General features: G+C 32.9%; 18 protein-coding genes. 2 read left to right on the top strand and 16 right to left on the bottom strand.

Annotated features, from left to right (window positions below; all coding sequences use genetic code 11):
- Nucleotides 1-132: 132 nt before the first annotated feature.
- From PQ963_09635 to PQ963_09620, 4 genes are all read right to left on the bottom strand, one after another.
- Nucleotides 133-708 (bottom strand): hypothetical protein, encoded by a 576-nt coding sequence (locus PQ963_09635; GenBank protein ID MEN4029919.1) that lies wholly within the window; start codon nt 706-708, stop codon nt 133-135.
- 183 nt (nt 709-891) lie between these two features.
- Nucleotides 892-2,793 carry a lasso peptide isopeptide bond-forming cyclase gene (locus tag PQ963_09630; protein ID MEN4029918.1) on the bottom strand — a complete coding sequence of 634 codons (1,902 nt, stop codon included), beginning with the start codon at nt 2,791-2,793 and terminating at the stop codon, nt 892-894.
- Nucleotides 2,794-2,822: 29 nt separating this feature from the next.
- The gene (locus tag PQ963_09625) at nt 2,823-3,233 is read right to left on the bottom strand and encodes a HEPN domain-containing protein (protein ID MEN4029917.1); all 411 of its coding nucleotides are present in this window, start codon (nt 3,231-3,233) and stop codon (nt 2,823-2,825) included.
- Nucleotides 3,217-3,792: a nucleotidyltransferase domain-containing protein gene (locus tag PQ963_09620; protein ID MEN4029916.1), complete on the bottom strand. Its 576-nt coding sequence runs from the start codon at nt 3,790-3,792 to the stop codon at nt 3,217-3,219. The genes PQ963_09625 and PQ963_09620 overlap by 17 nt, the downstream gene beginning before the upstream one ends.
- A 192-nt stretch (nt 3,793-3,984) precedes the next feature.
- Between PQ963_09620 and PQ963_09615 the strand changes: the two genes are divergently transcribed.
- Both PQ963_09615 and PQ963_09610 read left to right on the top strand, forming a co-directional pair.
- Nucleotides 3,985-4,155: a HEPN domain-containing protein gene (locus PQ963_09615; protein MEN4029915.1), complete on the top strand. Its 171-nt coding sequence runs from the start codon at nt 3,985-3,987 to the stop codon at nt 4,153-4,155.
- Entirely contained in the window at nt 4,116-4,445 is a 330-nt protein-coding gene (locus tag PQ963_09610; GenBank protein MEN4029914.1) for a nucleotidyltransferase domain-containing protein, read from the top strand. The genes PQ963_09615 and PQ963_09610 overlap by 40 nt, the downstream gene beginning before the upstream one ends.
- 178 nt (nt 4,446-4,623) lie before the next feature.
- Here PQ963_09610 and PQ963_09605 read toward each other — a convergent pair whose 3' ends face one another.
- The 12 genes from PQ963_09605 to PQ963_09550 form a co-directional block, all read right to left on the bottom strand.
- On the bottom strand, nt 4,624-5,520 hold the full coding sequence (locus tag PQ963_09605; protein ID MEN4029913.1) for a hypothetical protein: 897 nt from the start codon (nt 5,518-5,520) through the stop codon (nt 4,624-4,626).
- A 101-nt stretch (nt 5,521-5,621) separates the two neighbouring features.
- Entirely contained in the window at nt 5,622-5,744 is a 123-nt protein-coding gene (locus PQ963_09600; protein MEN4029912.1) for a hypothetical protein, read from the bottom strand.
- A gap of 249 nt (nt 5,745-5,993) precedes the next feature.
- On the bottom strand, nt 5,994-6,413 hold the full coding sequence (locus PQ963_09595; protein ID MEN4029911.1) for a lasso peptide biosynthesis B2 protein: 420 nt from the start codon (nt 6,411-6,413) through the stop codon (nt 5,994-5,996).
- Nucleotides 6,414-6,443: 30 nt separating this feature from the next.
- Nucleotides 6,444-6,734 (bottom strand): PqqD family protein, encoded by a 291-nt coding sequence (locus PQ963_09590; protein MEN4029910.1) that lies wholly within the window; start codon nt 6,732-6,734, stop codon nt 6,444-6,446.
- 106 nt (nt 6,735-6,840) lie between these two features.
- Nucleotides 6,841-7,884, bottom strand: a complete 1,044-nt coding sequence (gene asd, locus PQ963_09585; protein MEN4029909.1) for an aspartate-semialdehyde dehydrogenase — start codon at nt 7,882-7,884, stop codon at nt 6,841-6,843.
- A gap of 55 nt (nt 7,885-7,939) precedes the next feature.
- The gene (gene dapB / locus PQ963_09580) at nt 7,940-8,752 is read right to left on the bottom strand and encodes a 4-hydroxy-tetrahydrodipicolinate reductase (GenBank protein ID MEN4029908.1); all 813 of its coding nucleotides are present in this window, start codon (nt 8,750-8,752) and stop codon (nt 7,940-7,942) included.
- 22 nt (nt 8,753-8,774) lie between these two features.
- Nucleotides 8,775-9,668, bottom strand: a complete 894-nt coding sequence (dapA, locus tag PQ963_09575) for a 4-hydroxy-tetrahydrodipicolinate synthase (protein MEN4029907.1) — start codon at nt 9,666-9,668, stop codon at nt 8,775-8,777.
- A complete protein-coding gene (locus PQ963_09570) occupies nt 9,665-10,888 on the bottom strand; it encodes an aspartate kinase (protein MEN4029906.1) in 1,224 nt (407 codons plus the stop codon). The genes dapA and PQ963_09570 overlap by 4 nt, the downstream gene beginning before the upstream one ends.
- 22 nt (nt 10,889-10,910) lie before the next feature.
- Nucleotides 10,911-11,099, bottom strand: a complete 189-nt coding sequence (locus tag PQ963_09565; GenBank protein ID MEN4029905.1) for a 30S ribosomal protein S17e — start codon at nt 11,097-11,099, stop codon at nt 10,911-10,913.
- Nucleotides 11,092-11,397: a chorismate mutase gene (locus tag PQ963_09560; GenBank protein MEN4029904.1), complete on the bottom strand. Its 306-nt coding sequence runs from the start codon at nt 11,395-11,397 to the stop codon at nt 11,092-11,094. The genes PQ963_09565 and PQ963_09560 overlap by 8 nt, the downstream gene beginning before the upstream one ends.
- Nucleotides 11,398-11,430: 33 nt before the next feature.
- Entirely contained in the window at nt 11,431-12,297 is an 867-nt protein-coding gene (locus PQ963_09555; GenBank protein ID MEN4029903.1) for a shikimate kinase, read from the bottom strand.
- Between the two features lie 329 nt (nt 12,298-12,626).
- Nucleotides 12,627-13,022: a transcriptional repressor gene (locus PQ963_09550; protein ID MEN4029902.1), complete on the bottom strand. Its 396-nt coding sequence runs from the start codon at nt 13,020-13,022 to the stop codon at nt 12,627-12,629.
- Nucleotides 13,023-13,133 lie beyond the last annotated feature (111 nt).

Here is a 13,133-nt window from a genome sequence, read left to right as displayed (position 1 = left end):
TCAAATTAGAAAATTAATCCAAAAATACTTCATCCATTACTCTAAATCGTTATCATTCGCCAGAGAATGGATTAAAAGATTCATGCCAAAAGTTAAAAAAGTTTAGCGATTAACTATAAATTCTTACATTCATTAAAAATTAAAAGTTGAATTACCTTTTTTCATTCCTAAATCTTCTTCAACTAAGTTAATTAGATAAGAAAGTTCATTTAGAGAATAAGCAACATTTAAGCTAAACATAGGAACCTTTTTTATTAAATTAATATATCTACTAAAATTATCTTCTTCTGCATTTAACTTGAAAATTCGATTTGGAGTTGAATGTCTTATTAATTCTATTAACTTTTCTTGGGATTTAATAAGTGATATTTTAGTTTTATCACTTTTTTCAAGTATATAAATTCTTTTTAACTTTATTGGTTGCATTGAGAAATATTTAGATGCATCAGAGAAATAATTCCCTGCAATATAATAAAAATGATTTAAATTATCATTTACATTTTCACATATATCTTCTAATAATCTAATATAGGGGTATCCTGGATTTAAAATAGGTGAACCTTGTCTATTAAAATCAATAGCTATAATATCATCTGTTACTATAGGATAACCTTTTTTAAATACTTTTCCAATAGAAATTTTCACGTCATATTTAAAATTATTTGTTTCAATCATTCCTGGAAGTTCAATTTCGGAGGCTATAATCAATCCAAATGTCTTATATGAGTATATTCTATTCCTCTAGATATATACAGTCAATATATACCTTTTTCCCAATGTAATTTACTTGGATATCATATTAAAATGACGTATTACTTTTCTATTTATAAATTATTGTTATAAAATTCTCTTTAAACTATATAATTAAATTTATCACAAAATAAACACCTATTAACATTTTACGCCTAAAATTTCACTTTCCCCTAACCAAAAGTCCAATATCATTATTAACCATAAATTTAGCACATCACTTGAATTATAATCTTTTCCAGAAATATATTTTTGATATTTATCATTTATGAGATTCAAATTTACATAATCGCTTATTATATTATTTTTTAAGTTAGAAAATTCCTTCAAACGATTTTTTTCAAATAATAAAAGATTTTTATTAATTATTGGGGAAAACCTTGTTTTTGAATAACGCCATTGAATTTCTGGAGGTAAAATGTCCTGTAATGCAATACGTTGTAAGTAACGGCCCCATCCAAACCTGGATTTCATTTCATTAGGTATTCCATAACAAAATTCGATAAGTTTTTTATCAAAATACGGATATCTAGGTTCAATATTGAATGCAGATGCAATTTTATCCATATGTTCCATATCACTTTGAAATGATAGGTTATTTAACAAATAATAATGATGTTTTCTAGCAGTTTTTGTAGAGGCCTCATAAGGATGAATAAGGAGCTTATTCAAATAACTTTTACCTCCAAATTTATTTTCTATTCTTGAATTCAATATAAAATCTAAATTCTTAGTTTTCCTTATTTTAAATAAATAGAAATTCTTTATTTCAATTGGTAAAAACTGAAAAATAACTTGACTAATAAACGAATGTATAAAACTCTGATTTACTCGCTTTGAATAACTATTCAGTTCACTAATTAGTTTTTTAATCTGAAATTTAGATGCTATATCTTTAATGCAATAATTTCCATGAAAAATAGTTGCATCCCCACCATTACCGCTTAAACTAATTCGTATCTTATTTTTATACATTTTTTTATATAATTCCCATATTATACTATAATAAGGGCTATAATGAGGCTGTTCCAAAAACCAAATAATATATTTCATATTTTCCATTGGGCTTACATTATCTCCATAAACAAATTGATGTATTATTCCTCCCTTATTAACTACTTGTTTAACATAATATCTTTCATTAACCTCAGGAATTTCTTTAAAAGAATATCCAAAGGTATTTAGAACATTTTGAGTCATTTTATCTTTTAAAATATATCTTGCCATACATACTAATGATGATGAATCTAATCCTCCACTTAATTCAAATCCTATGGGAAATGCACTTCTCATGCGGCAATTAACAGCTTCTGCAAATATCTTACTAAAAGCATCGATATATTCCTCATCGGAATCCATTTTAATTAGAAATTCAGGATTAAGTTCCCAATATTTCTTTAATTTCATCGTTCTTTTGCATATTACTAATGAATGAGCAGCAGGTAGTCTAAATACATATTTATAAAATGTAAATTTTTTATCTGTAAATTCTAACATAAAAAAATATACTATTTTCAGTTCATTCAACTCACGTGGAACCCCCGGAACACAAAACAATGCCTTAATCCCCGTCCCAAAAACAAACATCTCTTCATCCAGATAATAATAAAACGGCTTCACACCCATATGATCCCTGGCACAAAACAGCTTCTCCTCATTCTCATCCCATATTGCAAAGGCAAAATCTCCCAGTAAATATTCAGGACACTTCTCACCCCATTTTTCATACGCTTTCAAAATAAAATAACTGTCAGACACATCCTCTTTATCTTCAATATCTAATTCCTCTGATAATTCCTTTCTGTTATCAATACGTGCATCAGCGGTGATAACTAAACCTGCTTTTTCATCGTGAAACGGCAACTTCTCGTGCAATGATTCTGGTGTTGTCCACAGCATTTGATGACCCAAAGCAACACTACCTTCACACCAGATCGCAGATCCATCAGGCCCACGATGAGATAAACGATCATTCATTTTTTTAATGAGTTCAGGGTCAACTTTCCGCCCATCTCTGTAGAATATCCCTGTTATTGCGCTCATCGAGTTCCACCGTTAATTAGAAAATTAATTCATTCAATTAAATTTTTAACTTTTTCTATGATCGTTTCCGCTCTTGCAATTGCATTTTCAGCTTCATTTTTTGAAATAGTGCCTGCAGTATCATAAACTGCCCGATGTCGTTTTCTACGCATCCTATCAAAATAAAGTACATCATATTCATCTAAAAATATTTCAGCAAATTTAAGGGTAGCTACATGGGAATTCCTGCTTGAAGTTCTGTAGCCCTTTTTAAATATTAAAGCACGGATAGATTGTAAAATTGAATTATAAGCTATATTAAAAGCCCAGTCATAATTTTTATCTAAAATTGTTTTTGCAACTTCCAGATCTCTTTCTGCAAGTTTAATGGAATCTTCAGCCTGCTGAGGTGAACTGGATAATTTCATGATATATCCTTCAGCTTCAAGTTTTCTTAACATTTAAATCTCCAATTATCATTATTTTTGGTTCTCTTAAAACGTTAGTAACAAATGGATCTTCATCATTTATTCTCTGATTAAATTCATCTGCACTGAATAAAACGTAGTTTATTTCCCTTGATAATGTTTTTTCAAGCTTTAAAATTTCCTTTATTAGTTGATCCTCATTCAGCTCTCCTACTAAAAAAATATCTATATCACTTTGTATATTTGCTTTTCCAGATGCAAAGGAACCATATATAAATGCCAGTTTAATTTCACCTATTTGACTTAAATTGTTGTTAATAATCTTTGCTACCCCTTCGGTTTTTAAAATAATGCTCTTTAATTCTTCATATATTGGAAAATCCTTGTTTACAGAATAATATTTCATATTACCTTCTTTTTTACTTATTAAAAGCCCAATTTGTTCTAGATTTGATAACTCTCGTCTAACAGCATTAATATTTTCGTTAATGGTTCTTGAAATTTCTCTTACAAACATTTCTTTTTCAGGATTTATCATGAAGAATGTTAAAATTTTAACTCTTGTTTTTGAAGTAAAAATCCTCTTCAGCATGAATGCAAATTGTATTCAATTGTATAAATAATTTATTCAATTTTTCATCAACTTAAAATGTTTTCTCTAAATCCTTTCATCTACTGTTGAATATCCCTGTTATTGCACTCATCTTGTTTTTCACCGATCTGAACATTAAAACATTAGATATGTATCATAATGACTAAAAAATGCTATTTATCAGATACTCACATGTTTTTAAGAAGGTTAACTCCTGAATTCGTCACCACCAGATATCCTGATGCAGCTTATGGAACACCCTACGAACTTTATGATGAAGAAGTTGCCACCGATATTCTAGATAAAAGTAAGAAGGTTATAAAATGGATAGAATCACAGATAAAGCTGTTAAAAAATGGATAGATGGTTTTCTGGAGATGGTTAATAAGAAATATTCGCCTGAAAAAGTCCTGATATTTGGAAGCAGAGCCAGAGGTGATCATCTGATTGATAGTGACGTGGATATGATTATAGTGAGCAAAAAATTTGAGGGCATCAACTGGTTGGAAAGAATCAGGGATGTTTCAGCTGACTGGGAAGGTTTAGTGTTGCTGGAACAGCTGTGTTACACTCCTGAAGAATTTGAAGAAAAAAAGAAAGAAATAGGAATTGTTAACCCGGCTATAAAAGAAGGTATAGAATTAGGAGCATGAAATACATTTGTCCTGATTAAGTTCAATTCTTTTAATTTGTCTATGTGCCGTTTTAATTATTTAATTTATCCATGAACCTACCGAAAAACTCTATTTGGACATGTTAATTTGAGGTATGATTCTTCTAATACCCTGTATCGAGTAATATCTCACTAATATTTACTTATCCACGTAAATATCACCCACCCACATTAAAATCATCCTCAATCAGGTTTACTAAATCCGGGAGATTTTTAAATGAGTGTGATATCTCTAAACGACTGATAGTAATATTTTTAATTAAATTGGCGCATTGAATCAAATTTTTGGCCTGATCTTTATTATCCTGCATAACTCTGTTTGCAGTTGAATGCCTTATAAGATTAATAACACTCTCCTGCGACTTAAAATTAGATATTCTAAGCTTTTCGCCTTCTTCAAGTATGTAAATCTTCTTTAATTCCACAGGTTCTGGTAAAAAACCCCTGGAAGCATCACAAAAAACTTTCCCCGCGTAAGTCCGAATAGGTGTTAAAATATCTGTGTTTATATGCATATAAGAATCATCAGGTAAACGTGCATGAGGATAGCCAGGGTATACAACTGGTAATCCTTCTTTATTAAATTCAACAGCCAGAATATCGTCAGTTATCAGTGGATAGCCCTTCTTATATAAATTTATGGCAGTTGTTGACTTTCCAAGTCCTCTATACCCCAAAAAAGCAATCGCACCATTATTTACATTAATTGAACTTCCATGGAGCACTAATAATCCTCGTTGATAGAGTAAAATGGACATTACAGGCCCCAGTAAAAAAGGGATTATGCTGGTTTCATTACTATTCAAATTAGATGATGAATCAACAATTATTTGCTTTCCATCACTTATCTTAACCTTCCCGATCTCATCCCACCACAGATAAACATTTTTTCCATCCACAAAATAGTTGGGGCTATCTATACCCTTAAATGGAGGTACATTAACTTCATTTAAACTGATCTGAACATGAAATTTATTGTCACTATCTGTTTCAATCATTCCTGGAAGTTCAACTTCAGATGAAATATTTAATCCAAATGCTCTGTAATAAAACATATGTCATCCTCTTATCTCTTTCAATTTATTCTAAATAGCTTATAATAGTTTTTATAATTAAAATAAATGATTCTATTAAATGTTAAATCTTTAAAACAACATTAATAACTCCAAACCGTAGATCCATCAGGTCCACGATACGAAAGCCTGTCATTCATCCTTTTAATGAGTTCCGGGTAAACTTTCCGCTCTTTTCTGTAAAAAATCCCTGTTATTGCACTCATTCAGATTTTCACCCTGAAATAATTATTTTATTAGTAAATTATGAATTACTTAGCTACCCGGAAATTAAAAAAAATGAAGGGAACTGTTTCTTCTGCAAAACTCATAAGGGAAGATAGAAATGATAGATAGATATGTTCTTGACTCATCCTTATAGCCGCAATTTTTTTTAAAGAGGATAAATCTTCTAAAAACTAATTTCAATGTAGAATTACTGTGAATAACTTCATTTATTAGAGATACATCTTTTTTTATCCCATATCCATTATTGGAGTATATTCGGTTTCTGATTCACCAAGAATTGTCCCACCCTCTGCTTCCAGCCATGCATGAGCTTCAAATTCCTCTTCATTTTTAAAGACACCTATTTTAATAGTTGATGAATAATTGTACCTTGCAAGCAGAATTTGCGCTGCAATTGCACGGGTGAGGCATGTGGCTTTAGGAGTGTAGGTACTCATCACCCTGATTGCCCAGGTAAGCTTTTCTGTGGAAATTTCTGAAGTTTCCATATCCTCAGAAACCACAATAAATCCCGGGATTATCTTCTTTATAAATGAAAAAGGAAGTATCCAGAGCAATATCCTTACAGTTAAAAGTAGAAAAAACGCTTTAATTAAAATGAATTTCAAAGTAGAGTTTAGTTTTATAAAACTTTTAATTTTATTCATTAATAACCTCAAATTACTATTTTAGAGTGGTTAAAAACTTTCCTCCACCTCAATAAGCTTTTTATCTAAAAGTTCGCCCAGTAATTGCATTAAGTCCTTTTCACATGCTTCTCTATCAACTTCATATTCTCCAAGAATCGCATCCCTAATTTCATTAACCCTCTTCGGTTCCTGAATCTGATTCCAGATAAATGCCCCCACTGGATTCAGTCCATAATATACCCCATCTTTCATGCTTAAAATTACTACTTCATCTTCCACATCGCAGTGAACCGCTTCTTTGGTGATTTTAACCAGAGAAGACCCTGACAATTTCTCCATAACAAATTTCTCCATTAAACTTATGTTTTTGGTGAGTGCCCGGTGTAGAATATGTTTTTAATCAGCGTAAGGGTTTTCCAGACTATTCGCGGGATAATGTAAATATCTACATTATCTCAGATAACAATTCAGCATTCAAAATTGAAGCTCCAGCAGCACCCCTAATAGTATTATGCCCTACAAGAACATATTTAAAGCTATCTGAAAACACTGCATCTTTTCTAATTCTACCAACAGTTACAGCCATACCTTTATCATTATTCCTGTCCATTCTTGGTTGAGGTCTATTTTCTTCTTCTTTAACTATAATAGGTTTTTGCGGTGCAGAATAGAGATCCAGTTTCTGGGGGAGGCCTTTAAATGAATCCATTGATTCTTTAATATCCTCAATTTCAAATTCATCTTCCATTTCAATGAAAACAGCTTCTGTATGTCCATCTAAGATTGCAACTCTATGGCACGACGCGCTCACTCCAAAAGATGCTGGAGTTACAGTTTCACCATCATAATCACCTAATAAATGAAGGGTTTCAGTTTCTATCTTTTCTTCTTCGCCGCCAATAAATGGAACCAGGTTGTCCACAATGGCCATAGAAGGAACTCCATTGTAACCTGCCCCTGAAACAGCCTGCATTGTGGAAACATAAACCCTTTTAATATTGTACTGGTCGTAAAGCGGTTTAAGAGTAATTGTAAGTGCTATAGTTGAACAGTTAGGATTTGTAACAATAAAACCATCCCATCCCCTGTTTTTTTGCTGGGTTTCAATCATGTCCAGGTGTTCTGGATTTACTTCAGGAATTACAAGTGGAACATCTGGTTCCATTCTCATTGCACTTGCATTTGATGCTACAACCATAGACTCTGCAAACTTCGGCTCTACAACTGCTGCACTTTCTGCAGGTAGTGCAGAAAATACTATATCCACATCTTTTATTTCCTTTGGGTCTGTATCCACCACAATCATGTCTTTAACCATCTCTGGTATCTTGGTATCAAGATACCATGTTGCTGCGTCTTCATATTTTTTTCCGGCTGATCTTGCAGATGCTGCAAGAGCGGTGAGTTCGAACTTTGGATGATCTGCCAGTATTTCGATGAATCTCTGTCCAACCATTCCAGTTGCTCCGAGAATACCTACGTTTATCATTTTAATCACCTATAACCACAAATTCAATTACTTTACCCTGTTTTTAAAAGGAGATCTATTTTATATCCAAAACATCGCCCATATCACTTATTTTACCTTCAGGAGCATTGACTACAAATCTTATAGCTTTGATCACTCCATTTACAAATGCCTGTCTGCTGTGGGCCCTGTGAACAAGTTCAATTCTCTCTCCTTCCCCTGCAAAGAGCACTGTATGATCACCCACAATATCTCCTCCACGAACTGCATGCATTCCTATTTCTTCCTGTGTACGGGCCCCAACAAGCCCCTGTCTACCATATACACATGTTTTTCTTCCAAGTTCATCTGCTATTATTTCATAGGCCTTAACCGCAGTCCCTGATGGAGCATCGGCCTTGTGTTTGTGGTGTGCTTCAATTATTTCGATGTCATAATCGTTGAGGATTTTTGTAATGTCTTTGATCACTTTAAAGAAGACGTTGACCCCCACCGCCATATTTGGAGATATAACTGCTTTTATATTATTTTCAGCGATTGCATCTTTGATTTCATCCATCTGTTTATCAGATATACCGGTTGTGCCTACAACAATATTTACACCGTGTTTTGCAGCTGTTTTGATTGTGTTTACCGCTGCATCGGCTATGGTGAAATCAACAAGTACATCAGGTTTCTTTTCCTTTAAAACTTCGGCAAGCTTTTCTGCACCGTTAACAGGTACACCTATCCTTCCAACACCAACAATTTCTCCTATATCTTTCTCTTCCAAAGGAGTTTCTGGTGCTTCTATTGCTGCCACAACTTTCATATCGTCCTGTTTTAGTATGGTTTTAATTATTTTAGAACCCATTCTTCCACTTGCGCCTGTTACAGCTACTCCAATCATTTTATCTATCTCCTAAAAAAATTTAAATTAAATCAAGTTTTTTGAGGACCTGTTTCAATTTAGCCTCATTTTCCTCTTTAAGAGGTGCAAGAGGCATTCTAACATGGCCTGCAGGTCTCCCCATCATGTTTAAAGCTGTTTTTGCTGGCACTGGATTGGTTTCAATAAAGAGTACTTTCATAAGGTCATAAAGCTCATAATGTGCTTTAGCTGCAGATTCAAAGTCGCCTTCCAGGGCATAATTAACCATTTGACTCATACGCGCCGGATCAACATTTCCAAGAACGCTTATAACTCCTTTTGCCCCCAGAACCATCATAGAGAGTGTAAGATCATCGTTTCCAGAAAGAACAACGAATTTATCAGTTTTATCAATTTCATCAATTTTTTTAATTATCCTTGATACTTTGTCCATGTCAGGGTTTGCTTCTTTTATAGCAACTATATTGTCCAGTTCTGCCACTTTTCCAATAGTATCAACATCTATATCCGTTCCAGTCCTTGAAGGTACATTGTAAACCACAATAGGGATATCTGTAGAATCCGTTAACATTTCATAGTGTTTGTAAAGACCGTGAGGTTGTGGTTTGTTATAGTAGGGCGTTATTACAAGTGCAAAATCCGCCCCAGTATCTTCAGCATGTTTTACAAGTCCAAGAGCTTCTTTAGATGAATTACTTCCTGCACCGGCAATAGTTGTAACTCTACCGTTAACTTCATCGATTAGAATGTCAATCAGCTTACGGTGTTCATCATGAGATACTGTAGCTGATTCTCCTGTCGTTCCAGCAGCTAATATCCCATTTACGCCCTTTTCTATTAAGTAATTTATATTTTTACGGATTCCTTCCTCATCTATTTCATCACTTTTTGTGTATGGCGTTACCATAGCTACGATCGTACCTTCTAATTTCATTTTAGAACACCTTTTACAAGTTCATAAGCTTTTCTTCCATCATTCCAATCAACAAAAATAACAACAGAAGTTTGACTTGAAGAAATTTCAACTATATTGATTTTGTTTTTTTGTAAAGGTTCGGTTATTTCTGCAATAACTCCCGGAGTATCTATAAAATCCTGACTTGTAACAGTTATCATTGCAATTTCCCTTCCAAGAGATAGAGAACTTAAATTATCGGTTTCGACTACCACTTCATGAAGTACTTCATGGGCACGTTCTGACTCTGCTTTATTTACAAATACGGTTATGGAATTCTGGCCTGTGGAAATTCCAAAAATGTTAATATCATTTAGAGCAAGGGTATCTGTTATACTTGCCAGAATTCCTGTTTTAGTTAGAATTTCTTCCCCAACAACAGCTATAACTGATATGGGCTCGGTGTTTAAAGTTGCACTTTTAATTAATTCGCTGTTATTGGATGGCCCAATAATTTCTGTTCCTGGAGCTTGCAAATCTCCATGTTCATATCCTATTATTTTTGCATCAATTTCAGGGTCTTTATATTTAAGAGCATGGGGATGGAGTATTTGCGCCCCATGAGTTGCAAGATCTCTCATTTCTTCAACAGAAATTTTATCAAGTTTTTTTGCGGTTTGAAGTTTGTTTGGATCGGTGGACATTACACCACCAACATCGGTCACAATTATTACTTCTTCTGCTTTAAGACAGTGCCCAAGTAGAAAAGCTGTTATATCGCTTCCACCACGACCTAAAGTGGTAATGGTTCCTGATTTATCCCTTCCAAGGAAGCCACAGACTACAGGAATTATTCCCTCGTCAATCATCTTTTTTAATTCTCTTGATTTTTCTTCTGTTTTTTTAAAATCTACTTTTGCACTTAAAAAATTATCATCAGTTATAACTGGCCAATTGTCTTTATAAGGATCAATATACTCTGATTTAACGCCTAATGATTCAATTGTTGTTGAAAAAATTCTGACACTGGTCATTTCACCCATTGAAAAGACTTCTGCAAGCTGTTTATCTGTTATGGAGCTTCCTAAAGCATCTGCGACGATCTTTAAAAATTCATCGGTAGTCTTGTTTATTGCTGATACCACTACAACTATCCTGTTACCTTTCATGTATTCATTTACAACTGATTGGGCGGCTTTTTTAATCCTTTCCCCGTCTCCGATAGATGTTCCTCCAAACTTGACCACTATAATTCCCATTAAATGTCACACCTGAATTTATTCATGATTCCTGTCTAACCAGTCTGGTTACATATCCTGCAATTTTGTTTCTAAGATGTTTAGTGCTTACAGTAGAGTATTCTTCCACTAATTTTTTGTTTTTATCAAATTCAGTGGTGAATTTACCTTCATATGTTTCTATTAATTCTTTTGCAATCCTTTTTACGAATGATGTTCTTATGTTACCCATTAGTTTCCCTCCGGAGTATTTCTTTCTGTTCTTTTTTGTTTAAATCTGTTAAAATTCTCATTATTTCTTTGAGGCAGTTCTCATCTATTTGTTTCTGCTCTGCTATTCTTTTTGTTTTATCCTGAATATAACCTTCTCTCTTTTTATCTTCTATCTCCATGCCCAGAACCATTTTTGCACTTACAATGTCCCCTGCAAGTGATGTTCTTTTTATGATTAGAGATATGATCTCTTCATCAATTCCATCTATTTTATTTCTGGATTCTTGAAGAATTTTTAAAGCTTCTGCCCTATCCACTATTTTCACCTTCCAATCAAAAAAGTAGGGATATTAATACTTAATTTCCTTTGTACCTTCATTATCAACATCAACATGCATTATATTGCCTTTATACTGACACCATGCATTTAAAACCGCATCTAAAAATCTATCATCTGTAATAGCTACAAATGAAGGTCCTGTACCAGATAATCCGGCTGCAACTGCGCCGGCGCTCAAAGCGTCGAGGGCAATGTTAGGGTTAAATTCAAGCGCTGCACAATACAAAAGTCCATTTAATGTGAGAGCTTTATAAATATCTCCCTTTAAAGCTTCATGGAATGCAAGTTTGACATAAGGAGCAAGAAGTTTCATTCTACCGATGTCTGATTGTGCAGTTATAGATTTTTTATCGGGCATATATATTAATATGTTTTGCTTTTCCATATCCTGTGACTTTAAAATTTTTCTCTGCATGTTGTCTGTTATGGTCAATCCTCCGAAAAATGAAGCACTGGCATCGTCAAATGCTCCAGTAATTGTTACCCCTGCATCCAGAGAAGCGTCAATTGCCATATTCAATACTTCAAATTTATCTAATTTATATTCGGGCATATATTTTTTTGATATGGCCAATACTGTGGCTAAAGTGACTGCATTTGATGTGGCGCTGCTACTTGAAAGGCCAGATGCTACCGGAAGGTCAGAATATGTTTTAACACTAACACCTGTGTGAACATCAAAATTCTCAAGCACTTTTTTTACGCATAATTCCATTAAAGTCGTGTCCACGTCTTTATCTGATTTACAGGTTATTTTAGATGATTTTAATTTGACTTCTGCAGTTACATATCGCCCTATACCAAATGCAGAACCGTATCCTGTTGCTATTGCATTAATTACTGTTGCAGAACCAGGGGATTTAACAACTGTTTTCAAATAATTCCACCTTAATTTGTATACTATGTTTTAAGAAATAGTTATTTTTCAGTATTTACTTTTAAATATGATATATCACTGTTATTTAGATATCATTATTAATTATATAAATAATAATTAAAATGATTCTTATTTTGGCTTTGTGGAAATCATATACCGGTACATTAAGATGCTTATCAAAATCTAAAAGCATTTCTAAAAGCCAAAATTTTATAATCTCATTAATTATAGGCATTGAATTTAAATAATGCATTACTTTCAAATTAGATAAAAACGTTTTTAATACTCATATAAATAATAATACGTTTTTTAATTCTGGCATTTAGTTTCTACTCTTTTTGTTCTACAATAATCAGTATTTTTTTAAGTTCTATTCCTTCATCCTCTTTTATTATCCTTTCTATTTCTTGTAAATGCTGCTGTACATTGATATTTTTTATATCTTTTATGTTTCCATTGGCTTCAACCAGATTAACATGAGGTTCTGTGTTCATTTCATATCTGGTTTCACCTTTATAATGAAAGCTTTGTATAATACCTATTTTTTCCAGTAATTTTAGATTTTTATGTACAGTAGAACGGCTTACATTAGGATGTGTGTTTTTAATTGCTTTATATACTTCATTAAATGATGGATGCTTGGTTTTTAGTTCTTTAAGCTTTTTAATTAGTTCTATTCTTTGAGGAGTGATTTTTATTTTTTGATCTCGTAATCTGTTCTCCATAGATATGATCTGTCATGGTCTAAATAAAAACCTATCGCAAAACTTATATAGAATTGAGTTCTATTTAGAATTAGATCTTCTTTTTAGATCTAAATAACTGAATTCGTGAAA

This window comes from Methanobacterium sp., from assembly GCA_039666455.1.
In the GTDB taxonomy this organism is placed as follows: domain Archaea; phylum Methanobacteriota; class Methanobacteria; order Methanobacteriales; family Methanobacteriaceae; genus Methanobacterium_D.
This window is presented reverse-complemented; position numbering and strand designations above follow the sequence as displayed.